This window comes from Streptomyces sp. JB150, from assembly GCF_011193355.1.
Taxonomy (GTDB): Bacteria; Actinomycetota; Actinomycetes; order Streptomycetales; family Streptomycetaceae; genus Streptomyces.
The window spans coordinates 1,906,487-1,932,040 of sequence record NZ_CP049780.1 but is presented as its reverse complement, the minus strand read 5'-3'; the positions used below and the strand labels follow the sequence as shown (position 1 = coordinate 1,932,040).

18 protein-coding genes and 1 tRNA gene are annotated in these 25,554 nt (G+C 71.8%); 11 read left to right on the top strand and 8 right to left on the bottom strand.

The features are described 5' to 3' along the window. The first annotated feature begins 53 nt into the window (after positions 1-53). Positions 54-1,172 (top strand): DivIVA domain-containing protein, encoded by a 1,119-nt coding sequence (locus G7Z13_RS09040; protein ID WP_165997642.1) that lies wholly within the window; start codon positions 54-56, stop codon positions 1,170-1,172. 372 nt (positions 1,173-1,544) lie between these two features. Further along, positions 1,545-1,618 (top strand) — tRNA-Arg (locus tag G7Z13_RS09035). Between the two features lie 92 nt (positions 1,619-1,710). Here G7Z13_RS09035 and ileS read toward each other — a convergent pair. Further along, a complete protein-coding gene (gene ileS, locus G7Z13_RS09030; RefSeq protein ID WP_165997640.1) occupies positions 1,711-4,860 on the bottom strand; it encodes an isoleucine--tRNA ligase in 3,150 nt (1,049 codons plus the stop codon). A gap of 592 nt (positions 4,861-5,452) precedes the next feature. Between ileS and G7Z13_RS09020 the strand changes: the two genes are divergently transcribed. From G7Z13_RS09020 to G7Z13_RS09000, 5 genes are all read left to right on the top strand, one after another. Further along, positions 5,453-6,853 (top strand): TraR/DksA family transcriptional regulator, encoded by a 1,401-nt coding sequence (locus tag G7Z13_RS09020; protein ID WP_165997639.1) that lies wholly within the window; start codon positions 5,453-5,455, stop codon positions 6,851-6,853. Positions 6,854-6,914: 61 nt separating this feature from the next. Further along, positions 6,915-7,571 (top strand): signal peptidase II, encoded by a 657-nt coding sequence (lspA, locus tag G7Z13_RS09015; protein WP_165997637.1) that lies wholly within the window; start codon positions 6,915-6,917, stop codon positions 7,569-7,571. Between the two features lie 66 nt (positions 7,572-7,637). After that, positions 7,638-8,582 carry an RluA family pseudouridine synthase gene (locus tag G7Z13_RS09010; RefSeq protein WP_165997635.1) on the top strand — a complete coding sequence of 315 codons (945 nt, stop codon included), beginning with the start codon at positions 7,638-7,640 and terminating at the stop codon, positions 8,580-8,582. Continuing rightward, a complete protein-coding gene (locus G7Z13_RS09005; protein ID WP_165997633.1) occupies positions 8,579-9,076 on the top strand; it encodes a GNAT family N-acetyltransferase in 498 nt (165 codons plus the stop codon). The genes G7Z13_RS09010 and G7Z13_RS09005 overlap by 4 nt, the downstream gene beginning before the upstream one ends. Positions 9,077-9,349: 273 nt before the next feature. Next, positions 9,350-10,933, top strand: coding sequence for a Na+/H+ antiporter (locus tag G7Z13_RS09000; protein WP_165997632.1), 1,584 nt, complete (start codon positions 9,350-9,352; stop codon positions 10,931-10,933). Between the two features lie 9 nt (positions 10,934-10,942). Here the strand turns inward: G7Z13_RS09000 and G7Z13_RS08995 are convergent, their stop codons facing one another. Further along, entirely contained in the window at positions 10,943-12,070 is a 1,128-nt protein-coding gene (locus G7Z13_RS08995) for a mechanosensitive ion channel domain-containing protein (RefSeq protein WP_165997630.1), read from the bottom strand. Between the two features lie 107 nt (positions 12,071-12,177). Here G7Z13_RS08995 and G7Z13_RS08990 point away from each other — a divergent pair, with 107 nt between their 5' ends. Then, a complete protein-coding gene (locus tag G7Z13_RS08990) occupies positions 12,178-12,750 on the top strand; it encodes a dienelactone hydrolase family protein (RefSeq protein WP_165997628.1) in 573 nt (190 codons plus the stop codon). 5 nt (positions 12,751-12,755) lie between these two features. On the opposite strand, the gene G7Z13_RS08985 is transcribed toward G7Z13_RS08990, so the two are convergent. From G7Z13_RS08985 to G7Z13_RS08965, 5 genes are all read right to left on the bottom strand, one after another. Next, positions 12,756-13,790, bottom strand: coding sequence for a zinc metalloprotease (locus tag G7Z13_RS08985; protein ID WP_165997626.1), 1,035 nt, complete (start codon positions 13,788-13,790; stop codon positions 12,756-12,758). Positions 13,791-14,122: 332 nt separating this feature from the next. Beyond that, positions 14,123-15,781 (bottom strand): alkaline phosphatase D family protein, encoded by a 1,659-nt coding sequence (locus G7Z13_RS08980; RefSeq protein WP_165997624.1) that lies wholly within the window; start codon positions 15,779-15,781, stop codon positions 14,123-14,125. Between the two features lie 117 nt (positions 15,782-15,898). Continuing rightward, positions 15,899-16,699, bottom strand: coding sequence for a DsbA family protein (locus G7Z13_RS08975; protein ID WP_165997622.1), 801 nt, complete (start codon positions 16,697-16,699; stop codon positions 15,899-15,901). 85 nt (positions 16,700-16,784) lie between these two features. Continuing rightward, entirely contained in the window at positions 16,785-17,501 is a 717-nt protein-coding gene (locus G7Z13_RS08970; protein ID WP_165997620.1) for a hypothetical protein, read from the bottom strand. An 84-nt stretch (positions 17,502-17,585) separates the two neighbouring features. Further along, the gene (locus G7Z13_RS08965) at positions 17,586-18,935 is read right to left on the bottom strand and encodes a DUF2252 domain-containing protein (RefSeq protein ID WP_165997618.1); all 1,350 of its coding nucleotides are present in this window, start codon (positions 18,933-18,935) and stop codon (positions 17,586-17,588) included. Between the two features lie 175 nt (positions 18,936-19,110). Here G7Z13_RS08965 and dnaE point away from each other — a divergent pair, with 175 nt between their 5' ends. Continuing rightward, positions 19,111-22,650 (top strand): DNA polymerase III subunit alpha, encoded by a 3,540-nt coding sequence (dnaE, locus tag G7Z13_RS08960; RefSeq protein WP_165997616.1) that lies wholly within the window; start codon positions 19,111-19,113, stop codon positions 22,648-22,650. Positions 22,651-22,744: 94 nt separating this feature from the next. Here the strand turns inward: dnaE and G7Z13_RS08955 are convergent, their stop codons facing one another. Continuing rightward, complete coding sequence (locus G7Z13_RS08955; protein WP_165997614.1) at positions 22,745-22,909, bottom strand: hypothetical protein; 165 nt, start codon at positions 22,907-22,909, stop codon at positions 22,745-22,747. Positions 22,910-23,153: 244 nt separating this feature from the next. On the opposite strand from G7Z13_RS08955, the gene G7Z13_RS08950 reads away from it, so the two are divergent. Both G7Z13_RS08950 and G7Z13_RS08945 read left to right on the top strand, forming a co-directional pair. After that, positions 23,154-24,368, top strand: coding sequence for an NYN domain-containing protein (locus G7Z13_RS08950; RefSeq protein WP_165997612.1), 1,215 nt, complete (start codon positions 23,154-23,156; stop codon positions 24,366-24,368). A gap of 170 nt (positions 24,369-24,538) precedes the next feature. Continuing rightward, complete coding sequence (locus G7Z13_RS08945; RefSeq protein ID WP_166004784.1) at positions 24,539-25,513, top strand: ABC transporter ATP-binding protein; 975 nt, start codon at positions 24,539-24,541, stop codon at positions 25,511-25,513. Positions 25,514-25,554 lie beyond the last annotated feature (41 nt).

The window sequence follows — 25,554 nt, the reverse complement described above, 5'->3', positions numbered from 1 at the left end:
GCGATGTGACCTACCGTCTTGCCGAATGCCGACGACTACGTTGAGGTGAAGAGATGCCGTTGACCCCCGAGGACGTGCGGAACAAGCAGTTCACGACCGTCCGCCTCCGAGAAGGCTATGACGAGGACGAGGTCGATGCCTTCCTCGACGAGGTCGAAGCCGAACTGACCCGTCTGCTCCGCGAGAACGAGGATCTGCGCGCGAAGCTGGCCGCGGCCACCCGCGCCGCCGCGCAGAACCAGCAGAACATGCGCAAGCCGCAGGAGCAGCAGGACCAGCAGCAGCCTCCGCAGGGCATGCCGCAGCAGGGCATGCGAGGTCCCGGCGCTCCGGTGCCCGCCGGCATATCGGGCCCGCCGCAGCAGCAGATGGGCGGCCCCATGGGTGGCCCGCCCCAGCTGCCGAGCGGTGCCCCGCAGCTGCCCGCCGGCCCCGGCGGTCAGGGTCCGCAGGGTCCCGGCCCGATGGGCCAGGGTCCGATGGGCCAGGGTGGCCCCATGCAGGGCCAGATGGGCCCCGGTCCGATGGGCGGCCCCATGGGCGGTCCGATGGGCGGCCCCGGTCAGGGCCCCGGTGGCGACAGCGCCGCCCGTGTCCTGTCGCTGGCCCAGCAGACCGCCGACCAGGCGATCGCGGAGGCCCGCTCCGAGGCCAACAAGATCGTCGGCGAGGCCCGTTCGCGCGCCGAGGGTCTGGAGCGGGACGCCCGTGCCAAGGCCGACGCCCTGGAGCGGGACGCGCAGGAGAAGCACCGTGTCGCGATGGGCTCCCTGGAGTCCGCCCGCGCCACGCTGGAGCGCAAGGTCGAGGACCTGCGCGGCTTCGAGCGCGAGTACCGCACGCGCCTGAAGTCGTACCTGGAGTCGCAGCTGCGTCAGCTGGAGACCCAGGCCGACGACTCGCTGGCCCCGCCGCGCAGCCCGGCGACCGCGTCCCTCCCGCCGTCCCCGGCGCCTTCCATGGCCCCGGCCGGCGCGAGCGCCCCGTCGTACGGCGGCAACCAGTCGATGGGTGGCGCGCCGAGCCCGTCCGCTCCCTCCTACGGCGGCCAGCAGCAGATGTCGCCGGCCATGACCCAGCCGATGGCCCCGGTCCGGCCGCAGGGTCCGTCGCCGATGGGTCAGGCTCCCTCGCCGATGCGCGGGTTCCTGATCGACGAGGACGACAACTGACAGCGCGTAGTACGGCGTAGCCGTCGGCAGCGTTCAGGGCGGGGCCCCGGATTCCGATCCGGGGCCCCGCCCTTTTGCCCGCCCTTTCTCCGCCCTAGGGGGTGTCCGCCGATCATGCCGGGCTCCCGGCGCCTGGCACCGCGCCTCGCCGCGTTGTCGTCGGTCGCCGACTCCCCCACGCTCGGCTGCGCTCGCGCGGGGGCACCCCCATCGCGTCGACTCCCTGCTCCGCCTTGCGATGCGCGGCACCAGACGCCGCTCGCTGATCCGGCCTGATCGACGAGACACCCTCTGGTGCCTGCCCGTTCGCTCGTCCTTCCGGGTGAGCGCCCCGGGTTGCCACGGGGCGCTCGGAGTCACGTAGGGTGCTCGGGGGCGCGTAGCGCAGAGGCAGGCGCACCTCGACGACAGTCGGGGGCACGCCGGTTCGAACCCGGCCCGCCCCGGTCCGCTCGTCGCCCTTCCGTGAACTGTGACGACGGGCGACGCGGAAAGGCCCGGCCCCCCTCGCGGGGGACCGGGCCTTTCTGTGTGTGCCCTACGCCTTGCGCAGGCGGAAGGTCAGGGACAGGCCCTCGTCGGTGAACGGCTCGCCGTAGCCGGAGTCGTCCGCCTCGCCCTGGGTGAAGTCCGTGGCCAGCACCTCGTCGGCGATCAGCGCGGAGTGCTCGGTCAGGGCCGCGACGACCGCCGGGTCGGTGGCCGTCCAGCGCAGCGCGATCCGGTCGGCCACGTCGAGGCCGCTGTTCTTGCGGGCCTCCTGGATCAGCCGGATCGCGTCACGGGCGAGGCCCGCCCGGCGCAGCTCCTCGGTGATCTCCAGGTCGAGGGCGACCGTGGCACCCGCGTCCGACGCCACCGACCAGCCCTCGCGCGGCGTCTCGGTGATGATCACCTCGTCCGGGGCGAGGGAGATGGTCTCGCCGTCGACCTCCACGGAGGCGTTGCCCTCGCGCAGCGCCAGCGACAGCGCCGCCGCGTCGGCGTTCGCGATCGCCTTGGCCACGTCCTGGACCCGCTTGCCGAACCGCTTGCCCAGCGCGCGGAAGTTGGCCTTGGCCGTGGTGTCGACCAGGGAGCCGCCGACCTCGCTGAGCGACGCCAGCGCCTCGACGTTCAGCTCCTCGGTGATCTGGGTGTGCAGCTCGGGATCCAGCGCCTCGAAGCCGGTCGCCGCGATCAGCGCGCGCTTGAGCGGCTGACGCGTCTTGACGCCGGACTCCGCGCGGGTGGCCCGGCCCAGCTCCACCAGGCGGCGCACCAGCACCATCTGCCGCGACAGCTCCGGGTCGATCGCGCCGAGGTCGGCCTCCGGCCAGGACGCCAGGTGCACCGACTCCGCCGCGCCCGGGGTGACCGGGACGATCAGGTCCTGCCAGACCCGCTCGGTGATGAACGGGGTCAGCGGGGCCATCAGCTTGGTGACCGTCTCGACGACCTCGTGCAGGGTGCGCAGCGCGGCCTTGTCGCCCTGCCAGAAGCGGCGGCGGGAGCGGCGGACGTACCAGTTGGACAGGTCGTCGACGAACGCGGACAGCAGCTTGCCGGCGCGCTGGGTGTCGTACGCCTCCAGCGCCTGGGTCACCTGGTCGGTGAGCGCGTGCAGCTCGGACAGCAGCCAGCGGTCCAGCAGCGGGCGGTCGGCCGGGGCCGGGTCGGCCTCGGAGGGCGCCCAGTTCGACGTGCGCGCGTACAGGGCCTGGAAGGCGACCGTGTTCCAGTAGGTGAGCAGCGTCTTGCGCACCACCTCCTGGATGGTGCCGTGGCCGACGCGGCGGGCCGCCCACGGGGAGCCGCCGGCCGCCATGAACCAGCGCACCGCGTCGGCGCCGTGCTGGTCCATCAGCGGGATCGGCTGGAGGATGTTGCCCAGGTGCTTGGACATCTTCCGGCCGTCCTCGGCGAGGATGTGGCCGAGGCAGACGACGTTCTCGTACGACGACTTGTCGAAGACGAGCGTGCCGACGGCCATCAGCGTGTAGAACCAGCCGCGGGTCTGGTCGATGGCCTCGGAGATGAACTGCGCCGGGTACCGGCTCTCGAACAGCTCCTTGTTCTTGTACGGGTAGCCCCACTGCGCGAACGGCATCGAGCCCGAGTCGTACCAGGCGTCGATGACCTCGGGCACGCGCACCGCGTCGAGGGAGCAGCCCTCGTGGGTGCAGGTGAAGGTGACGTCGTCGATGAACGGGCGGTGCGGGTCCAGGCCGGACTGGTCGGTGCCGGTCAGCTCGGTCAGCTCCGCGCGGGAGCCGACGCAGGTGAGGTGGCCCTCCTCGCAGCGCCAGATGGGCAGCGGGGTGCCCCAGTAGCGGTTGCGGGACAGCGCCCAGTCGATGTTGTTGTTCAGCCAGTCGCCGAAGCGGCCGTGCTTGACCGTGTCCGGGAACCAGTTGGTCCTGTCGTTCTCCTGGAGCAGACGGTCCTTGATCGCCGTCGTGCGGATGTACCAGGACGGCTGCGCGTAGTAGAGCAGCGCGGTGTGGCAGCGCCAGCAGTGCGGGTAGCTGTGCTCGTACGGCAGGTGCTTGAAGAGCAGGCCGCGGGCGCCGAGGTCCTCGGTGAGGGCCTCGTCGGCCTTCTTGAAGAAGACGCCGCCGACCAGGGGCAGGTTCTCCTCGAAGGTGCCGTCCTGGCGGACCGGGTTCACCATCGGCAGGCCGTAGGCGCGGCACACCCTGAGGTCGTCCTCACCGAAGGCGGGGGACTGGTGGACCAGACCCGTGCCGTCCTCGGTGGTGACGTAGTCGGCGTTGACCACGAAGTGGGCCTCGGCCGGGAACGCGACCAGCTCGAACGGGCGCTGGTACGTCCAGCGCTCCATCTCGGCGCCGGTGAAGGTCTGGCCGGTGGTCTCCCAGCCCTCGCCGAGGGCCTTGGCGACCAGCGGCTCGGCGACGACCAGCTTCTCCTCGCCGTTGGTCGCCACGACGTAGGTGACCTCGGGGTGGGCGGCGACGGCGGTGTTGGAGACCAGGGTCCACGGGGTGGTCGTCCACACCAGCAGGGCGGCCTCGCCGGCGAGCGGGCCGGAGGTCAGCGGGAAGCGGACGTAGACCGAGGGGTCGACGACCGTCTCGTAGCCCTGGGCCAGCTCGTGGTCGGACAGCCCGGTGCCGCAGCGGGGGCACCAGGGGGCGACGCGGTGGTCCTGGACCAGCAGGCCCTTGTTGAAGATCTCCTTCAGCGACCACCAGACCGACTCGATGTACTCGGGGTCCATCGTGCGGTACGCGTCGTCGAGGTCGACCCAGTAGCCCATGCGGGTCGTCAGCTCGGCGAAGGCGTCGGTGTGGCGGGTCACGGACTCGCGGCACCGGGCGTTGAACTCGGCGATGCCGAACGCCTCGATGTCCTGCTTGCCGGAGAAGCCCAGCTCCTTCTCGACCGCCAGCTCGACCGGCAGGCCGTGGCAGTCCCAGCCCGCCTTGCGGGCCACGTGGTAGCCGCGCATGGTGCGGAAGCGGGGGAAGACGTCCTTGAAGACGCGGGCCTCGATGTGGTGGGCGCCGGGCATGCCGTTGGCGGTGGGCGGACCCTCGTAGAACACCCATTCCGGGCGGCCCTGGGACTGCTCCAGGCTCTTGGCAAAGATCTTCTGCTCGCGCCAGAACTCGAGCACCGCGTGCTCGAGCGCGGGCAGGTCGACCTGGGCGGGCACCTGGCGGTACGTCGGCGCTGTCGTCATCAGCGATCTTCCTCCGGCGGACTTGCTGCCTTCCGTCGGAGGGACGAGAGCTACGTCATTCCTGCGCCGCCTTCGGCGCGCTCCCGCGGTACCACCCTCCTTGGCCCTCCGGCGCGGGTCGTGCGCCGGTGAGCCCCCTCATTGGGGTCGCGAAGCCGGTTCTACTCACCGCGGCGGGCTGGGCTGCGGCTTTCTTCCGGCGGCTCCGGGGTGATCTTCACGACGCGCTCGCCCCCGGGCTTCCACCGTCCCCGGGTCGCTCTGGGCTGCGTACGCCGCTACTCGTCCCCATCCACGCTTCTCGCTCCGCCCAGTGTACGGCGCCCCACGGACAGCGGCCGACCGGTTTTGCGGCGGCCGGGCCACGCCGCCGGGGATGACCCGAATGGTCACGTGCGCGGGCCGGATCCGGGGAAGTCCGGCCGGGCGGCATACCCGGCCGGGAGCTGGGCACAACGCATGCATGCCGGTCGCGCGGGGGGCGCGGGGCGGGCGAATCGGGCGGCGTGCCCCGTTGCCGCGGGACTCGAGTCGATTTATCGTCCCAGCACGATTCGCGAGCAAGATCACAATATGTGAAGGGGCCGCGGCCATGGCGAAGAAGACCGCCGTACAGCAGTCGGCGTCCGGCAGGCCCACAGGCGCCAGTGCCTCCGGCGGTGCGGCCAAGGACGTGAGCGGGAAGAAGGGCGCCCGGGGGACGGCGGCGGTCGCGAAACGCGCGGTGAACGCGGTGAAGGCGGTGCGCGGGGAGGGCGCGGGGGCGACGGCGGGTGCGGGGGCCAAGACCGCTGCGCGGGCGACTGCGGGTGCGGGGGCGGGGGCCGGGAAAGGGACGGCCGCGAAGAAGGCGGCTGTGAAGACCTCTGCGGCGAAGACCACCGCCGTGAAGAGCACCGCGGCGAAGAAGGCCGCGGCCAAGAAGGTGACGGCCAAGAAGGCGACTGCGAAGAGGGCGGCTGCGAAGAAGGCCGTGGACGAGAAGGCGGCTGCGACGAAGACGACCGCCAAGAAGGTGGCCGCCGACAAGGCGGTGACCAAGAAGGTGGCCGCCGGGAAGGCTGTGCCCGGGACGGCGGTCGGGAAGAAGGCGGCGGCGAAGAAGACGGTGGTGGCCGGGGCGGCGGCCGAGGAGCCGCCCCCGCTGGAGACGGCCGCCCACGTGGCCGTACCCGGCAAGACGGCAGCCAAGAAGGCCGCAGCCGGGAAGACCGCTGCCAAGAAGACCGCTGCCAAGAAGACCGCTGCCAAGGAAACGGCGGCTAAGGAAGTGGCGGCGAAGGAAACGGCGGCCAAGAGAACGGCAGGCGAGAAGTCCGCGGCCGAACGCCGCAAGACCGAGGTCAGGAAGGCCGCGGACAAGAAGGCCGCGGCCGGGAAGGAACCGCGCGGGGAGGTGGCGGGTGCCGGCGGGGAAGCCGGTGGTGTGACGGGTCCCGTCGAAGGCGGGGCCGGGAAGAGTACGGCGAAGAAGGCGGGCGCGGCCGAGGCCGCGAAGCAGACGGGAGCCACGACGGTGGTTGCGAAGAAGACTCCTGGCACGGCCCCGGCGGCCCAGACCGCCGTTCCCAAGGCACGTGTCGCCGCGGCGGAGCCCGGCGACCTGGCGGTGCGCCCCGGTGAGGACCCCTGGACCCCCGAGGAGGTCGAGGAGGCCCGCGCGGAGCTGTCGGGCGAGATGGAGCGGCTGAGCACCGAGATCGCCTCCTCGGAGGCGTCCCTGGTGGGCCTGATGCGCGACTCCGGGGACGGCGCCGGCCAGGACGAGGCGGACACCGGCAGCAAGAACATCACGCGCGAGCACGAACTGGCGCTCGCCGCCAACGCGCGCGAGATGCTGACCCAGACCGAGCGCGCCCTGCAGCGCCTGGACGCGGGCACCTACGGCCTGTGCGAGAACTGCGGCAACCCGATCGGCAAGGCGAGGATGCAGGCCTTCCCGCGCGCCACCCTGTGCGTGGAGTGCAAGCAGAAGCAGGAACGCCGGTACTGATCGGGGCGGAAGGCGTGCCGTACCCTCGTCCTCAGTCAGGTACCTAGGCTGAGGGACTCACGTGGCAGAGGCGGAGCGCATCATCGGTACGCCGGACAAACCGGACGCGGCGCGGGGCGAGGAACCGGAGCGGCCGGGCGTCGACGACACCGGCGCCGGCGGGACGGGCGACGGCGCCCTCGGCGACGCCGGCACCGGGGCCGAGTCCGGGGCCGCTCCCGCGCGGCCCCGCGGCAAGCGGCGGATCGCGGTGCTGTTCGCGGTCGCCGCCATCGCCTACGTCCTCGACCTGGTCAGCAAGATAATCGTGGTCGAGAAGCTGGAGCACCAGGAGCCGATCGAGATCGTCGGCGACTGGCTGCGGTTCGAGGCGATCCGCAACGCGGGCGCGGCCTTCGGCTTCGGCGAGGCCTTCACCGTGATCTTCACGGTGATCGCGGCGGCCGTGATCGTGGTCATCGCCCGCCTCGCCCGCAAGCTCTACAGCCTGCCCTGGGCGGTCGCGCTCGGCCTGCTGCTGGGCGGCGCGCTCGGCAACCTCACCGACCGGATCTTCCGCTCGCCGGGCGTCTTCGAGGGCGCCGTCGTGGACTTCATCGCGCCCAAGCACTTCGCCGTCTTCAACCTCGCCGACTCGGCGATCGTGTGCGGCGGCATCCTGATCGTGCTGCTGTCCTTCAAGGGCCTCGACCCGGACGGGACCGTCCACAAGGACTAGCCGGGGACCGGCCGCCGCCGAGGGCGCGCGTTCGGGACTGTCTCACCCGTCCGGCATACTCGACGGGTGAGCACGATTCCCGAGATCCGTACCCTGCCCGTGCCCGACGGCCTGGAGGGCGAGCGCGTCGACGCCGCCATCTCCCGCATGTTCGGCTTCTCCCGTACGAAGGCCGCGGAGCTGGCCGCGGCGGGCAAGGTGCTGGTCGACGGCGCGGTCGTCGGCAAGTCCGAGCGGGTGCGCGGCGGCGCCTGGCTGGAGGTCGAGATGCCGCAGGCCGCCGCGCCCGTGCAGGTCGTGGCGGAGCCCGTCGAGGGCATGGAGATCGTGCACGACGACGATGACGTGGTCGTCATCGTCAAGCCGGTCGGTGTCGCCGCCCACCCCAGCCCCGGCTGGACCGGCCCCACGGTCATCGGCGGCCTCGCCGCCGCCGGCTACCGGATCTCGACCTCCGGCGCCGCCGAGCGCCAGGGCATCGTGCACCGCCTGGACGTCGGCACCTCGGGCCTGATGGTCGTGGCGAAGTCGGAGTACGCGTACACGTCGCTGAAGCGCCAGTTCAAGGAGCGCACGGTCGACAAGCGCTACCACACGCTGGTCCAGGGCCACCCCGACCCGACCAGCGGCACCATCGACGCCCCCATCGGCCGCCACCCCAACCACGACTACAAGTGGGCGGTCACCGCCGAGGGCAAGCCCTCCGTCACGCACTACGACCTCATCGAGGCGTTCCGCGCGGCCTCCCTGCTCGACGTGAAGCTGGAGACCGGCCGCACCCACCAGATCCGTGTGCACATGTCCGCGCACCGCCACCCCTGCGTCGGCGACCTGACGTACGGCGCCGACCCGACGCTGGCCAAGCGGCTGCGGCTGACCCGGCAGTGGCTGCACGCCGTCCGCCTGGGCTTCGAGCACCCGGGCAGCGGCGAGTGGGTCGAGTTCGCCTGCGACTACCCCGAGGACCTCCAGCAGGCGCTGGACCAGGTCCGCGAGGAGACCTACGGATGATCCCGCCCACCCCGGCGGACCCGGCCACTCCGCCGCCGTACACCGTCCGCGTCGCCGAGGAGCCCGGCGACCGCGAGGCGTGCTTCGCGGTGCGCAAGCAGGTCTTCGTCGCCGAGCAGGGCGTCCCGGAGGACATCGAGTACGACGCGTACGACGCCGTCGCGCTGCATGTGCTCGCCGTGCGGGAGGACGGGGCGCCGCTGGGCACCGGGCGGCTGCTGTACGGCGAGAGCGCCGCGGAACGCACCGGCGGCGACCCGTCCGTGGGCGCCCTGGGGCGGCTCGCGGTGCTGCCGGACGCGCGCGGGCTGGGCATCGGCGTGGCGCTGGTCCGGGCGATCGAGGACGCGGCCCGCGCGCGGGGCCTCACGGCGGTCGACCTGCACGCGCAGACGCACGCGCTGGGCTTCTACGAGCGGCTGGGCTACGAGGCGTACGGCCCGGAGTACCTGGAGGCCGGGATTCCGCACCGGGCGATGCGGCGCGCGCTCTAGGGCTAGGGGGTGTCTCGCCGATCATGCCGGGCTCCCGGTGCCTGGCACCGCGCCTCGCCGCGTTGTCGTCGCCTCGCCGACTGCCCCACGCTCGGCTGCGCTCGCGCGGGGGCACCCCCATCGCGTCGACTCCCTCCTCCGCCTTGCGATGCACGGCACCAGACGCCGCTCGCCGATCCGGCCTGATCGGCGAGACACCCCCTGGCATCGGCCGGCGCGTGGCACCCTGGAGCCGGGGGGCCTTGATCGTCCAGACCGTCGAAAGCGCTGAGCGTGGATCAGTTGGCCCTGCTGTTCGTGCTCCTGCTCGGGGCCGTGGTGTCCGTACCGGTCGGGGAGCGGCTGCGGCTGCCCGCGCCGGTCCTGATGACCCTCCTCGGTATCGTGCTGGCGCTGCCCGACTTCGTGCCGAACGTCGACATCCCGCCGGAGCTGATCCTCCCGTTGCTGCTGCCGCCGCTGCTCTACGCGGCCGTTCGGCGCACCTCCTGGCGGCAGTTCGCGGCGAACAGACGGCCGATCTTCCTGCTCGCCGTGGCACTGGTGTTCGTCACCATGCTCTGTGTGGGCGCCGTCGCCCACGCCATCGTGCCGGGGCTGCCGATCGCCGCCGCCCTCGCGCTCGGGGCGCTGGTCGCCCCGCCCGACCCGGTCGCCGCGACCGCCGTCGCCGGGCAGCTCGGACTGCCGCGCCGGCTGGTGTCGATCCTGGAGGGCGAGGGGCTGTTCAACGACGTGACGGCCATCGTGCTCTACCACGTGGCGATCGCCGCCGTGGTCAGCGGCACTTTCTCGCCCTGGCAGGCCGGACTCGACCTGGTGCTGTCCGCAGTGGTCGCGGTCCTGGCGGGGCTGGTGCTCGGGTGGGGCGCGAACCGGCTCATGACCCTGCTGGACGACGCCACCCTGCAGATCGGGCTGACCCTGCTGATGCCGTACGCCGCCTATGTGCTCGCCGAGGAGCTGCACGGCTCCGGGGTGCTGGCCGTGCTCACCGCCGCGCTGTTCCTCGCCGAGTACGCCACCGACGCCGACGACGTGATGACCCGGCTCGCCGGGCACACCTTCTGGGACGTCGTCGACACCCTCGTCACCGGGGTCGCCTTCGGGCTCATCGGCCTGGAACTGCACAACGCGATCCGCACCGCGTCCGGACGCTGGGGCGAGATGCTGGGCTGGGCGGCGGCGATCGCGGGGGTCGTGATCCTGGTGCGGCTGCTGTGGCTGCTCCCCGCGACCTGGCTGACCAAACGGCTGCACGCGCGGCGTGACGACGAGGACATCCCGATGAGCTGGCGGGAGACCGTCGTCATGTGGTGGGCCGGGATGCGCGGGGTGGCCTCGGTGGCGCTGGCGCTGGCCATCCCGCTGAGGACCGGCGACGGGTCGCCGTTCCCCGACCGCGACGAGATCGTGTTCATCGCGTTCGGCGTGATCATGGCGACGCTGGTGCTCCAGGGGCTGACGCTGCCCTGGCTGGTGCGGCGGCTCGGCGTCCAGGCCGACACCGGGCGGGAGAAGGAGCCGGAGAAGGCGCTGGCCGCGCGGGCGGCCAAGGCGGCCAAGCGGCGGCTGCGGGAGATCGAGCAGGTCGAGGAGCTGCCCGAGGAGCTGTCCGAGCGGATGCTGCGGCGGGCCTTCGAGATCGGTGTGCGGATCAGCCCCGACCTCGGCGAGGAGGAGCGGATGGAGGCGCACGCCCAGCGCGCCCAGCGGATGCGGCGGGTGCGGCGCATCGAGGGGGAGATGCTGAGCGCCGCCAGGCACGAGGTCCTGGCGGCGCGCAGCGAACCGGGATCGGATCCCGAGGTGGTGGACCGGGTGCTGCGCCAGCTGGACGTGCGCAGCCTGCGCTGAGCCGGCCGCTCAGCCGCTCCGGTCCGCGCGGGGTGACTCCACCGCGCGGCGCTTCGGCACCCCGTCGGGGGAGGTGCGGGGGCCCGGCGGGCGGCCCGGCGGCAGCAGGGCGTCGGCGGTGTTGACCCGCGGCAGGGCGTACGGGTGCTCGCGGACCAGCCAGTCGATCATCCGCTCGCGGACCGTGACCCGCACCGTCCACACGTCGTCGGCGTCCTTCGCGGTCATCAGCGCCCGTACCTCGATGGTGTTGGGCGTGGTGTCGGTGACCGACAGGTCGTAGGCGCGCCCGTCCCAGGCCGGGCACTCGCGCAGCAGGTCGCGGAGCTTGTCGCGCATCGCCTCCACCGGCGCGGAGTGGTCCAGGTGCCAGAAGACGACACCGGTCATCTGCGGGGTGCCGCGCGACCAGTTCTCGAACGGCTTGGAGGTGAAGTACGACACCGGCATCGTGACCCGGCGCTCGTCCCACGTCCGCACCGTCAGATAGGTCAGGGTGATCTCCTCGACGGTGCCCCACTGGCCGTCCACGACGACCGTGTCCCCGATGCGCACCATGTCGCCGAACGCGATCTGGAACCCGGCGAACATGTTGCTGAGGGTGGACTGCGCCGCGACACCCGCGACGATGCCGAGGATGCCCGCCGACGCCAGCAGCGAGGCGCCCGCCGCGCGGAAGGCGGGGAACGTCAGCAGCATCGCCGCCACCGCCACCACCCCGACGGCCGCCGCGACCACCCGCATGATCAGCGTGACCTGGGTGCGCACCCGGCGCACCCGCGCGGGGTCGCGCTGCGCCCGGGAGTGGGCGTAGCGGCTGTAGGAGGTCTCGACGACCGCCGCGGCGATCCGGATGACCAGCCAGGCGGCCGAGCCGATGAGCACGACCGTGAGGGCGCGGCCGACGCCGACCCGGTGGTCGGGGAACACCCGTGCCTCGACGTAGGACGCTCTCAGCAGCGCCGAGCACAGCACGAGCTGGAAGGGGGTGCGGCCGCGGCGCAGCAGGCCCCACAGCGGGGTGTCTCCTTGTCGTTGGTCTGCCCTGCGCAGCAGCAGGTCGGTGGCCCAGCCGATCAGCAGAGTGAGCAGCACGGAGCCACCGACCACGATCAGCGGTCGGAGTATGTTCTCCATGCCCAGGAACGTAACCAGCCCATGGCCGGGACGAACCTGTGATTCGTCCGACGTTGCGGGTAGTGCCCGCCACCTGGGATGTCACACCCGGCTGGCACCATGGGCTCATGAACATCATGCTCTTTCACTCGACCTATGGCCTCAGGCCCGCGGTGCGCGCCGCGGCGGACCGGCTGCGCGCGGCCGGGCACGAGGTGTGGACGCCGGACCTCTTCGAGGGGCGCACGTTCGACTCGGTCGAGGAGGGCATGGCGGCCCAGGACGAGATCGGCAAGGACGAGCTGCTGAAGCGGGCCGTGCTCGCCGCCGCGCCCTACTCGGAGAGGGGGCTGGTCTACGCCGGCTTCTCGCTCGGCGCCTCGATCGCGCAGACCCTCGCGCTGGGCGACGAGAAGGCGAAGGGCCTGCTGCTCCTGCACGGCACCTCGGACCTCGCGCCGAACGTCTCGGTGGACGGACTGCCGGTGCAGCTGCACGTGGCCGAGCCGGACCCGTTCGAGACGGACGACTGGCTCAGCTCCTGGTATCTGCAGATGGGCCGCGCGGGCGCCGACGTGGAGGTGTACCGGTACGCCGGGGCCGGCCATCTGTACACCGACCCCGAGCTGCCGGACTACGACGAGGAGGCCGCCGAGGCCACCTGGCGGGTGGCGCTCGGCTTCCTCGACTCGCTCGGCTAGACGGTTCAGCCGGCCGCGCGGTACGCCGCCCAGCTCTGCTGCATGCGGGTCACCTGGCCGGAGGTGAACTGGTACATGCAGGCGTCGTACGTGTAGTCCATGAAGTTGTGGATCGGGTCGGCGCCCGCCTTGCGGGTGCAGGTGTCCCGGCCCTCGGGGCACTCGTAGGCGGGGCTCTTCTCGGCCGGGGTGTCCTCGACGTAGTCGCCGTTGCCGTTGCAGCCGCCCTGGAAGGTGTGGTACAGCCCCAGCCAGTGGCCGACCTCGTGGGTCGCGGTGTCGCCCTCGTTGTAGTTGGCCGCCGAGCCGCCCGGCAGCGAGGCGTCCAGCAGCACCACGCCGTCCATGGACGGGCTGGAGGCGTAGGAGCTGGGGAAGGTGGCCCAGCCGAGCAGGCCGCCGCCGAGGTTGGCGGTGTAGATGTTCAGCGCGTTCGCGCCGCCCTTGCGCAGGGCGGACTTCATCGCCTTCTCCTCCGCCGAGCCGGAGGAGACGTTGTACCAGGCGGGGTTGTCGGTGTAGTCGGTGCCGGCCAGCGCGAACTGGAAGCCGGAGTCGGTGTTGCCGGTGCCCTGGCCGCCGAAGGCGGCGTTCAGCACGTTCATCTGGGCGGTGATGTCGGCGGGGTCGAGCCGGCCGGCGTCGCCGTCGTGGATGACGTGGAAGTAGACCGGGACCGTGGTCGTGGCGGTGGCCGACAGACTGCGGCCGTTGCCCGGCAGCTTGTCGAGCTTGCGGCGCAGGTCGGCGTCCATCGCCTGGGCCTTGGCGGCGCTCACCTCGTTGGGCTCGGCGGCGTGCTCGCCGGCTCCGGGGCGGACCTCGCGGGCCGTGGCGTGGGTGTCCGCGTGCGCGTCCGTGGGGGCGTCCGCGTGGGCGTCCGCGTGGGTGGTCTCGACGCACTCGGCGGCGGTGGTGGTGGAGGCCGCCGCGGCGCCCGTGGGCGCCGACAGGGGGGTGAGCATCAGGGTTCCGGCCACGACGGCGGTGGCGAGAACTCGTCTGCGCGTCGAGGGAGATATCCGGGCAAGCGCACGCATGCTGGCTCCTAGCGGATGCGGTGGGGAAGGAGGCACAGGGGTCTTCCTGGCCGCCGCCCGGAGATTACGTGGACATGCCTAAACGGGAAGAGCTGTGATCAGGCCCAATCAAATTCCCGGCAAACGCGGAGGATTGGGGAGGTGAACGGGTCGGGATCGTCCGGGGTATGGGATCCGGCCGTGACGAACGCCGTGACCGGGCGGGTGGTGTGTCCGGAATTCGGCCACGGCTCGCACCACCCGCCGTAGTGAGGGAAGGAGCGTCGTAATCTGGCCTCAAGGGCTCAGGGTGTCGCTCAAGTTGGCTGGAAACAGTCCCTCACGTGGGGTTGTCACACCGGGTCGTAGGTGCGCTCGACCTTCTGGGTGCCGCTGCGGGTCCGGTAGGAGCGCGCCCACGACGAGGCCGCGTCCGCCCTGGTGCGGTCGGACAGCACGTAGTAGTCCATCTGCGCCCGCTCGGCGGTGAGGTCCAGCACGCCGTAGCCGTGCCGGTCGGTGTCGACCCAGTGGACATGGCGGTTGGCGGCGCGGATGACCGGCGCGGCGACCGCGGAGACACTGCCCTCGGGGACCTTGACCAGGTCGTCGAGGTTGTCGGAGGTGACCGAGGTGACCACGAACTCCGTGGCGGCCGAGGCGGACAGCGGATACGTCCCGGCGTTCACCGGCACGTCGTTGGCCCACGCCATGTGGATGTCGCCGGTCAGGAACACCGTGTTGCGGATGGCGTTCGCCCGCAGATGCGCCAGCAGTTCCCGGCGGTCATCGGTGTAGCCGTCCCACTGGTCGGGGTTGATCGCCAGCCCCTCCTGCGGCAGCCCCAGCAGCTTCGCCAGCGGCTTGAGCAGGTCCGCCGAGAGCGAGCCGATGGCGAACGGCGCCATCATCACCGGGTTGCCGACCAGCCGCCAGGTGGTGTCGGAGGCGGCCAGCCCCGCCTTCAGCCAGTCCAGCTGGGCCCGCCCGGTCAGCGTGCGCTCCGGGTCGTCGGCCTCGCCGTCGCCGAAGGAGACCTGCTGCGAGCGGAAGGAGCGCAGGTCCAGCAGGGACAGGTCGGCCAGCTTGCCGAAGCGCAGCCGCCGGTAGGTCGTGCCGGCGAGCGCCGGGCGGACCGGCATCCACTCGAAGTACGCCTGCTTGGCGGCCGACTGGCGCGCGGCCCAGGCGCCCTCCACGCCCTCGGTGTGGTTCTCGGCGCCGCCCGACCAGGTGTCGTTGGCGATCTCGTGGTCGTCCCAGATCGCGACCACCGGGGCGGCGGCGTGCAGCGCCTGCAGGTCGGGGTCGGTCTTGTACCGGCCGTGCCGGATCCGGTAGTCCGCGAGGGTCAGGATCTCGTGGGCCGGGGCGTGCGGCCGGACGACGGTGCCGCGCGTGCCGTACTGGCCGGTGCCGTACTCGTAGATGTAGTCGCCGAGGTGCAGCCAGGCGTCCAGGTCGCCGCGGGCCGCGAGATGGCGGTACGCCGCGAAGTGCCCGGCCTCCCAGTTGGCGCACGAAACCACGCCGAAGCGGAGGTTGGCCACCGCGGCGCCGGCGGCCGGGGCGGTGCGGGTGCGGGCGGCGGGGGAGTCGGTCCCGGCCGCCGAGAACCGGAACCAGTAGTCGGTGGCGGGCGCGAGACCGCGCACGTCGGCCTTGACGGTGTGGTCGGAGGCGGCGGACGCGGTGACGGAGCCCTTGGCGACGACGTCGGTGAACGCCGCGTCCAGGGCGACGGTCCACTCCACCTCGACGTCCGGGCCGAGGCCGGAGCCGGGGACGGCCTCCGGGGTCGGCGTCACGCGGGTCCACAGCAATATGCCGTCCGGGAGCGGGTCTCCGGAGGCGACGCCGTGCAGGAAGGCGGGGGCCTCGGCGGCGCGCGCCGGGGCGGCGGCGGCCAGCGGGGCCGCGAGAACGGCCCCGGCCGCGGCGGCCTTGACGACCGTACGGCGGCTCGGGGCGGGCGGGTTGGGGCTGGTGTGGGATCTGAAGCGACTGGTCACGGCCGATCAGATTACTGATCGGTAAGGGGCTTGGTAAGCGGACGGACGTGAACGGCGGGCGAACCGCGTGGAGTTCGCCCGCCGTCGCGCTCGGGAGCCGCGTCGCCGCCGTCCCGGTTACTTGGTGACGCCCGCGTCCTTCAGCGTCTTCTCCCACTCGGCGACGGTGCTCGGGTTGGTGACGACCTTGTCGTTGATCTTGATGGTCGGCGTCGACTTGACGTCCTTCGTCTTGTCGAAGGTCTCGCTCATCCGCATCGCCCAGGCGTCGTAGGTGCCCTTCTCGACCGCGTCCTGGAACTTCTTGTTGTTCTTCAGGGCGTCCACCGTGTTCGCCACCTTGATCAGGTAGTCGTCGTCGGCGAACTCGTCGGTCTGCTCGGAGGGGTGGTACTCCGCCGAGTACAGCGCGGCCTTGTAGTCGAGGAACGCGTCGGGGCTGACGTCCAGCGCGGCGCCGAGCGCGCTCAGCGCGTTCTTGGAGCCCTCGCCGCCGAGGTTGCCGTCGAGGAAGGTGCCGAGGGTGAAGGAGAGCTTGTAGTCGCCGTCCTCCATGCCCTTGTTGACCGTCTCGCCGATGGTCTGCTCGAACGAGGCGCAGGCCGGGCAGCGCGGGTCCTCGTAGAGGTGGATGACGTTGTCGGTCTTGGAGTCGCCGAGCAGGATCGTCGTGCCGTCCTTGCCGGAGGTGTGGGCCGGGGCGACGACCTTCGCCCCGGCGGCGGCCTCCCAGCCGGTGGGCTTGCTGCCCTGGACGACCGCGTAGCCGATGCCGCCCGCTATCGCGAGCACCGCGACCATGGAACCGGCGACGACCAGCTGCCGCCTGGTCTTCTCGCGCCGGGCCTGCCGCTCGCGCTCCTGGCGCAGCCGTTCCCGGGCCGCCGTCTTCGCCGTCTGGCTGTTGCGCTTGCTCATCTTCGTGCTCTCCCTGGGGGTCGCGCGCCGGTGTGCGCGCGTGTGGACAAAGGACTCGTCGTGTGCGGAGGCGGTGTCGCCGCGCTCAGGCGTGAGCGGGTGCGGCACCGGTCGGACACGGCGGTCCCCGTCGTCCCAGGGAGTGCGCCAGCAGCAGGTCACGGGCGGCGGGCGCGGTGCGCGGCGCGAGGCGCGGCGGCCGCCGGCCCGCCCCGCCCGCGCGGGCCGGCCGGATGGCGACCGCGGCGACCGCGAGCAGCAGCGGGCGGAAGGTGGTGGCCGTCATGGCGTCCAGCAGCTGGGCCAGCGCCCGCTCGCCGCGGCGCAGCCAGGCCGCCGCCAGCAGCCCCACGCCGACATGCGCGCCGAGCAGCAGCCAGGCGGTACCCGGGTGGGCGTCGGCGAGCAGCGCGGAGATCCGGTGGGTGCCGGTGCTCCCCGCCACCCGGGCCAGCGGGGTGCCCACCTCCCCGCCGCCGCACAGCACGTCCAGGCCGACCGAGCGCAGCGGACCGGCGACCGGGCCGCCGGCGCGGCCGTAGCAGGCGTGCTGGCCGGTGGTGAAGACCGTGTCGGCGGCCAGCTCCAGCGGGATCAGCAGCGCGGCGATCCGGCCGAAGCCGCGCTCGCGGCCGGCCAGCGCGTACGCGATCACGAACACGGCGACGGCGATCGCCGCGACCGTGCCCAGGGGCAGCGGGACCCGCGACAGCAGCACGTGCGACGCGGTGCTGAGCGCCACGACGATCGCCGTGAACAGCGCCGCGCGTACGGCTCTGAGCTGGGTCCCTGATATGTCCATCGCGGGGAGAGTGTGTCATGGGCTCCGGTAAGAGACCCCTAAAGGGTTCCTGTGAGGGAGCGCCGGCGGTCCGGAACGGCGTGGTTACAGGCCGGGAATCCGGCCGTTGCGGAACAGGTCGAGGAAGATCTGGTGGTCGGCACGCGCGCGTGCCCCGTACGTGTGCGCGAAGTCCACCAGCAGCGGTGCGAAGCCCTCCTCGTCGGCCGCGATGGCCGCGTCGATGGCGCGCTCGGTGGAGAACGGCACCAGGGACTCCCCGGACTGGTCGTCGGCGGCCGAGTGCATCGACGCGGTGGCCCGGCCCAGGTCGGCGACGACCGCCGCGATCTCCTCCGGGTCGTCGATGTCGCCCCAGTCCAGGTCGACCGCGTACGGCGAGACCTCGGCGACCAGCTGGCCCGCGCCGTCCAGCTCGGTCCAGCCCAGCCACGGGTCGGCGTGCGCCTGGAGGGCGCGCTGGGAGATCACCGTGCGGTGGCCCTCGTGGTGGAAGTAGTCGCGGATCGCCGGGTCGGTGATGTGCCGGGAGACGGCCGGGGTCTGGGCCTGCTTGACGTAGATCACGACGTCGTTCTCCAGGGCGTCGCTGTGGCCCTCCAGCAGGATGTTGTACGACGGCAGGCCCGCCGAGCCGATGCCGATGCCGCGGCGGCCCACGACGTCCTTCACGCGGTAGGAGTCGGGGCGGGCCAGGGAGGCGTCCGGCAGGGTCTCCAGGTAGCCGTCGAAGGCGGCCAGCACCTTGTACCGGGTCGCGGCGTCCAGCTCGATGGCGCCGCCGCCGGGGGCGAAGCGGCGCTCGAAGTCGCGGATCTCGGTCATCGAGTCCAGCAGCCCGAACCGGGTCAGCGCGCGGGCGTCGCGCAGCGCGTCCAGCAGCGGGCCCTCGGCGGTGTCCAGGGTGAAGGGCGGCACCTCGTCGCTCTTGGCGCCGGTGGCCAGCGCGTGGATGCGCTCGCGGTACGCGCCCGCGTAGACCCGCACCAGCTCGGTGATCTGGTCGTCGCTGAGCGCCTTCGCGTACCCGATCAGCGCGATGGACGCGGCGAAGCGCTGGAGGTCCCAGGTGAAGGGGCCGACGTAGGCCTCGTCGAAGTCGTTGACGTTGAAGATCAGCCGGCCGGTGGAGTCCATGTACGTGCCGAAGTTCTCGGCGTGCAGGTCGCCGTGGATCCACACCCGGGAGGTCCGCTCGTCCAGGTACGGGCCGCTCTGTATCCTCCCGCCGCCCAGTCCGGCGCTCCCGCTGTCCAGGTCGTGGTAGAAGAGGCACGCCGTGCCCCGGTAGAAGGCGAACGCCGAGGCGGCCATCTTGCGGAACTTGACCCGGAACGCGGCCGGGTCGGCGGCCAGGAGCTCGCCGAAGGCGGTGTCGAGGACGGTGAGGATCTCCTCGCCGCGGTGCTCGTCGCTGAGCTGCGGGAACGACATCGCTGGGTGCCTCCTGGTGGTGCGTGACCTGGGCGGACGGAGCGTCCGTCCCCTTGCAACGTCCGACGGTACGCATGAGTGCCCGCGGAGTGTCAGTCCCGCGGCATAGACTTCGACGCTGACCCCCGAACTGTCCGCCCACCCCTCACCGAGTGTTCTCCTTGGAGGCCGCACCGTGTCAAAGCCGCCGTTCACGCACCTGCACGTCCACACCCAGTACTCGCTGCTGGACGGTGCCGCGCGGCTGAAGGACATGTTCAACGCCTGCAATGAGATGGGCATGACACACATCGCCATGTCCGACCACGGCAACCTGCACGGCGCGTACGACTTCTTCCACTCCGCGAAGAAGGCCGGAATCACCCCGATCATCGGGATCGAGGCGTACGTCGCCCCGGAGTCCCGGCGCAACAAGCGCAAGATCCTGTGGGGCCAGCCGCACCAGAAGCGCGACGACGTCTCCGGCTCCGGTGGCTACACCCACAAGACGATGTGGGCGGTGAACAAGACCGGTCTGCACAACCTCTTCCGGCTCTCCTCGGACGCGTACGCCGAGGGCTGGCTGCAGAAGTGGCCCCGGATGGACAAGGAGACCATCGCCAAGTGGTCCGAGGGCATCGTCGCCTCCACCGGCTGCCCCTCCGGCGAGGTGCAGACCCGGCTGCGCCTCGGCCACTTCGACGAGGCCCTGAAGGCCGCCGCCGACTACCAGGACATCTTCGGCAAGGACCGCTACTTCCTGGAGCTGATGGACCACGGCATCGAGATCGAGCGCCGGGTCCGCGACGGCCTGCTCGACATCGCCAAGAAGCTCGGCATCCCCCCGCTGGTCACCAACGACTCGCACTACACCTACGCGCACGAGGCCGGCGCCCACGACGCCCTGCTGTGCATCCAGACCGGCAAGAACCTCTCCGACCCGGACCGCTTCAAGTTCGACGGCACCGGCTACTACCTGAAGTCGACCGAGGAGATGTACGCCATCGACTCCTCGGACGCCTGGCAGCAGGGCTGCGCCAACACCGCGCTGATCGCCGAGATGGTCGACACCACCGGCATGTTCCAGAAGCGCGACCTCATGCCCAAGTTCGACATCCCCGAGGGCTACACCGAGGTCAGCTGGTTCCGCGAGGAGACCATGCGCGGCATGCACCGCCGCTTCCCGGACGGCATCCCGGACGACCGCATGAAGCAGGTCGAGTACGAGATGGACACCATCATCTCGATGGGCTTCCCGGGCTACTTCCTCGTCGTCGCCGACTTCATCATGTGGGCCAAGAAGCAGGGCATCGCCGTCGGCCCCGGCCGTGGCTCCGCGGCCGGCTCGATCGTCGCCTACGCCCTCGGCATCACCGACCTCGACCCGATCCCGCACGGCCTGATCTTCGAGCGGTTCCTCAACCCCGAGCGCATCTCGATGCCCGACGTCGACATCGACTTCGACGAGCGCCGGCGCGTCGAGGTGATCCGGTACGTGACGGAGAAGTACGGCGCCGACAAGGTCGCCATGATCGGCACCTACGGCACCATCAAGGCCAAGAACGCCATCAAGGACTCCGCGCGCGTGCTGGGCTACCCGTACGCGATGGGCGACCGGATCACCAAGGCCATGCCGCCGGACGTCCTCGGCAAGGGCATCCCGCTCTCCGGCATCACCGACCCCAGCCACCCCCGCTACTCGGAGGCGGGCGAGGTCCGGGCGATGTACGAGAACGAGCCGGACGTGAAGAAGGTCATCGACACCGCGCGCGGCGTGGAGGGCCTGGTCCGGCAGATGGGCGTCCACGCGGCCGGCGTGATCATGTCCAGCGAGACCATCACCGAGCACGTCCCCGTCTGGGTGAGGCACACCGACGGCGTGACCATCACCCAGTGGGACTACCCGAGCTGTGAGTCGCTCGGCCTGCTGAAGATGGACTTCCTGGGCCTGCGCAACCTCACGATCATGGACGACGCCGTCAAGATGGTGAAGGCCAACAAGGGGATCGACATCGATCTCCTGAGCCTCCCGCTCGACGACCCCACGACCTTCGAACTGCTCCAGCGCGGCGACACCCTCGGCGTCTTCCAGTTCGACGGCGGCCCCATGCGCTCCCTGCTGCGCATGATGAAGCCCGACAACTTCGAGGACATCTCCGCCGTCTCGGCCCTGTACCGGCCGGGCCCGATGGGCATGAACTCGCACATCAACTACGCGCTGCGCAAGAACGGCCAGCAGGAGATCACCCCGATCCACCCCGAGCTGGAGGAACCGCTCAAGGAGGTCCTGGACGTCACCTACGGCCTGATCGTCTACCAGGAGCAGGTGCAGAAGGCCGCCCAGATCATCGCCGGCTACTCGCTCGGCGAGGCCGACATCCTCCGCCGCGTCATGGGCAAGAAGAAGCCGGAGGAGCTGGAGAAGAACTTCGTCATCTTCCAGGCCGGCGCCCGCAAGAACGGCTACAGCGACGAGGCCATCCAGGCGCTGTGGGACGTGCTGGTCCCCTTCGCCGGATACGCGTTCAACAAGGCCCACTCCGCCGCGTACGGCCTGGTCTCCTACTGGACCGCGTACCTCAAGGCGAACCACCCCGCCGAGTACATGGCGGCGCTGCTGACCTCGGTGAAGGACGACAAGGACAAGTCGGCCGTCTACCTCAACGAGTGCCGCCGCATGGGCATCCGGGTGCTCCCGCCGAACGTCAACGAGTCGGAGTCCAACTTCGCCGCCCAGGGCGACGACGTGATCCTCTTCGGCCTGTCCGCGGTGCGCAACGTCGGCACCAACGTGGTCGAGTCGATCATCAAGTGCCGCAAGGCCAAGGGGAAGTACACCTCCTTCCCCGACTACCTCGACAAGGTCGACGCGGTCGTCTGCAACAAGCGCACCACCGAGTCCCTGATCAAGGCCGGCGCCTTCGACTCCCTCGGCCACACCCGCAAGGGCCTGATGGCGCAGTACGAGCCGATGATCGACAACGTGGTCGCGGTCAAGCGCAAGGAGGCCGAGGGCCAGTTCGACCTCTTCGGCGGCATGGGCGACGAGAGCAGCGACGAGCCCGGCTTCGGACTCGACGTGGAGTTCTCCACCGAGGAGTGGGACAAGACGTATCTGCTCGCCCAGGAGCGCGAGATGCTCGGCCTGTACGTCTCGGACCACCCGCTCTTCGGCCTGGAACACGTGCTGACCGACAAGGCCGACGCGGGCATCGCCCAGCTCACCGGCGGCGATTTCGGCGACGGCGCGGTCGTCACCATCGGCGGCATCATCTCCGGCCTCCAGCGCAAGATGACCAAGCAGGGCAACGCCTGGGCCATCGCCACCGTCGAGGACCTGGCCGGCTCCATCGAGTGCATGTTCTTCCCGGCGACCTACCAGCTGGTCTCCACCCAACTCGTCGAGGACGCCGTGGTGTTCGTCAAGGGCCGCCTCGACAAGCGGGAGGACGTGCCGCGGCTGGTCGCGATGGAGCTGATGGTCCCGGACCTGTCCAACGCGGGCACCAACGCGCCGGTCGTCCTCACCATCCCGGCGGTCAAGGTCACCCCGCCGCTCGTCAGCCGCCTCGGCGAGGTCCTCAGCCACCACAAGGGCGACAGCGAGGTGCGGATCAAGCTCCAGGGGCCCACCAAGACGACCGTGCTGCGCCTCGACCGGCACCGGGTGAAGCCCGACCCGGCCCTCTTCGGCGACCTCAAGGTGCTGCTCGGCCCGTCCTGCCTGGCCGGCTAGCCGTACGCGGCTCGGCACAGCGCAAGGGGCGCACCCCCCGCGGGATGCGCCCCTGGTTCGCGTGTCCGGGCGTCAACGGCCCGTCAGGCGGACGTCAGTTGTGGCCGAAGCGCTTCTGCCGGCCCTTGCGGGCCAGATCGACCGGGGTCACCTGCGGGGAGGGCTGCTCGGCCGGCGACTCCATCACGGAGTGCTCGGCTCGGCGCGGCGCACGCTCGGGCTGCGACGGCTTACGGTCACGATTCTTGTTCTTGGCCATGGTTCTGCCTCCTGTGGGGGATCTAGGGGCCAGGGCCGGGACCAGATTCACACAGGCCGACACGGCGCGCATGTCGGACAATTACCGTGCGTGACACGGCTCGTCGGAGCGCGCGCGGGGCGCGGCCGGCGGCCGATTCCCACAAACGCCACGCCGAAGATCGAGTTCGGGCCGTTAACCCTCGCGCCGTCGGGCAGACTCGAAGGAAGCCCGAAGCAAACCTCCCGGGAAGAGGGTGAGTCGCGTGGACCGCTGCATCGTCCTGGTGGACGCCGGGTATCTGCTGGGGGCCGCGGCGAGCCTCCTCGCCGGGGAGCCCTCGCGGTCCCGGATCACCGTCGACCACGCCGCCCTCATCCAAGGGCTGAGGGAACGCGCCGAGTCGGACACCCAGCAGCCGCTGCTGCGCATCTACTGGTTCGACGGCGCCCCCGACCGCGTCCCGCAGCCCGAGCACCGCCGGCTGCGCGTGATGCCCCGGGTCACCGTCCGGCTGGGCGCGCTGACCCGCAGCGACGGCCGCTGGGCGCAGAAGGGCGTGGACGCCGCCATGCACGCCGAACTGACCGAGCTGGCCCGCAACCGGGCCTGCTCCGACGTCGTCCTGGTCACCGGCGACGGCGACCTGCTGCCGGGCATGATGGCCGCCAAGGAACACGGTGTGGCCGTCCACCTGTGGGCCGTCCAGGCCGCCGACGGCGACTACAACCAGTCCGAGGACCTGGTCGCCGAGGCCGACGAGCGGCGCGTGCTGGACCGGGCGTGGATCACCAAGGCGGTCCGCGCGAAGGAGACGGGCGGGGTGTGCGCGCCGCCGCCCGCGCCGCGCCCCGAGATCGCCGCGATCCTGTCCGCGCCGCTGCCCGAGTCCGCGCTCGGCGCGGCGGAGCGGCCCGCCGAGCAGGCCCCGCATCCCGCCCCGGCCGCGCAGAACGGCACCCAGGACCGGGTGCCCGCCTCCAAGGGCGTCCCGACGCCCAAGGACCTCGCCGCCCTGCGCGCGCACGGCGCTCAGCCGGCCGCCCAGCACCCCGCCACCGCCACCCTGCGCTGGTCCTCCGACAAAGGATGGGTGGACCGCCCCGGTGTCGTCTCCGAGCCGCCCGAGGCCCTGGCCATGCCGACCCTCGCCCAGCTGACCACCGCCGAGCAGCGATGGGCAGACCGGGAGGAGGACATCACCACGGTCGGCGGCGACCCCTACGAGGTGGGTCAGGTCTTCGCCCGGCGGTGGATCTCCCGGCTGGGGGACCAGGGACACCTCCAGCGGCTGTCCGCGATGTACCCGCGCATCCCGCACCGCATCGACGGGGAGCTGCTGCGCTACGCCGCCCGGTTCGGGCTGCTGGCCCACAAGGACGACCAGATCGACGAGCACGACCGCTACGCCATCCGGGCCGGCTTCTGGCGCGAGGTCGACGCCCGCACCGGGGCGGAGCGCACGCCCGCGGGCGAGTAGCCGCAGGTCGCCGGGGAGGACCGCGCCGCGCGGAACGCGCGCGGCGACGGGGACCGCCGGATCCGTCGATCCTCAGGGCGCCCCGCGCGCGGAGGCCGGTCCGGCACCCCGTAGGCTCGTCCCTTGTGAGTACGCGCGCGGCACAGGTCATGGGGGACAGGGGTGAGGTCGTGTGCGCGGTGCGCGGACTGACCAAGACCTACCCCGCGACCCGGGGGCGGCGCGGGGTGCCGGGGACGCCCGCGGTGCGGGCCACCGACGACGTACGGCTCGATGTGCGGCGCGGTGAGGTCTTCGGGCTGCTCGGGCCGAACGGGGCCGGCAAGTCCACCCTCGTGCGCCAGCTGACCGGGCTGATGAGACCCGACAGCGGCAGCGTGGAGATCCTCGGCCACGACATCGTGCGCCACCCCGAGCGCGCCTCGCGCATCCTCGCCTACCTGGGCCAGGAGTCCACCGCCCTGGACGAGCTGACCGTCTCGCTCGCCGCCGAGACCACCGGGCGGCTGCGCGGCCTGGACGCCCGGCGGGCCCGGGCCGAGCGGGACGCCGTACTCGACGAACTCGGGCTCGCCCCGATCGCCGGCCGGCCGCTGAAGAAGCTCTCCGGCGGGCAGCGGCGGCTGGCCTGCTTCGCCGCCGCGCTGGTGGGCGAGCGGCCGCTGCTGGTGCTGGACGAGCCGACCGCCGCGATGGACCCGGTGGCGCGGCGCGCGGTGTGGTCCGCCGTCGACCGGCGCCGGGCCGAGCGCGGCACCACGGTCGTGCTGGTCACCCACAACGTCATCGAGGCGGAGACCGTCCTCGACCGGGTCGCCGTGCTCGACCAGGGCCGGGTGATCGCCTGCGACACCCCCGCCGGGCTCAAGGAGCGGGTGGCCGGCGAGGTGCGGGTCGACCTGGTGTGGCGGGAGCGGGCGCCGCTGGACGTTCCGGAGGTCGCCGCGCTGCGCGACCGGGCCGAGGAGTCGGGGCGCCGCTGGACACTGCGGCTGGCACCCGAGGAGGCCCGCGCGGTCGTCTCCACCGTCACCGGCGGGGCCGCCTTCGCCGCGCTGGACGACTTCACGCTGACCACGCCGAGCCTGGAGGACGTGTACATGGCGCTCGGCGGGGCCGCGCGGCAGGGGCTGGTGAAGGCATGAGCAGCCGGGCCGCCGCGTGCGTACGGAACAGGGCCACCGCC

Bases quoted from the DNA above. Each gene is read 5' to 3' on its own strand.
- G7Z13_RS08975 (WP_165997622.1), bottom strand. From the start codon at position 16,699: ATGAGCAAGCGCAACAGCCAGACGGCGAAGACGGCGGCCCGGGAACGG.
- ileS (WP_165997640.1), bottom strand. From the start codon at position 4,860: ATGACGACAGCGCCGACGTACCGCCAGGTGCCCGCCCAGGTCGACCTG.
- G7Z13_RS09005 (WP_165997633.1), top strand. From the start codon at position 8,579: ATGATCCCGCCCACCCCGGCGGACCCGGCCACTCCGCCGCCGTACACC.
- G7Z13_RS09040 (WP_165997642.1), top strand. From the start codon at position 54: ATGCCGTTGACCCCCGAGGACGTGCGGAACAAGCAGTTCACGACCGTC.
- G7Z13_RS08990 (WP_165997628.1), top strand. From the start codon at position 12,178: ATGAACATCATGCTCTTTCACTCGACCTATGGCCTCAGGCCCGCGGTG.
- G7Z13_RS08955 (WP_165997614.1), bottom strand. From the start codon at position 22,909: ATGGCCAAGAACAAGAATCGTGACCGTAAGCCGTCGCAGCCCGAGCGT.
- G7Z13_RS08995 (WP_165997630.1), bottom strand. From the start codon at position 12,070: ATGGAGAACATACTCCGACCGCTGATCGTGGTCGGTGGCTCCGTGCTG.
- G7Z13_RS09020 (WP_165997639.1), top strand. From the start codon at position 5,453: ATGGCGAAGAAGACCGCCGTACAGCAGTCGGCGTCCGGCAGGCCCACA.
- G7Z13_RS08985 (WP_165997626.1), bottom strand. From the start codon at position 13,790: ATGCGTGCGCTTGCCCGGATATCTCCCTCGACGCGCAGACGAGTTCTC.
- G7Z13_RS08965 (WP_165997618.1), bottom strand. From the start codon at position 18,935: ATGTCGTTCCCGCAGCTCAGCGACGAGCACCGCGGCGAGGAGATCCTC.
- G7Z13_RS08970 (WP_165997620.1), bottom strand. From the start codon at position 17,501: ATGGACATATCAGGGACCCAGCTCAGAGCCGTACGCGCGGCGCTGTTC.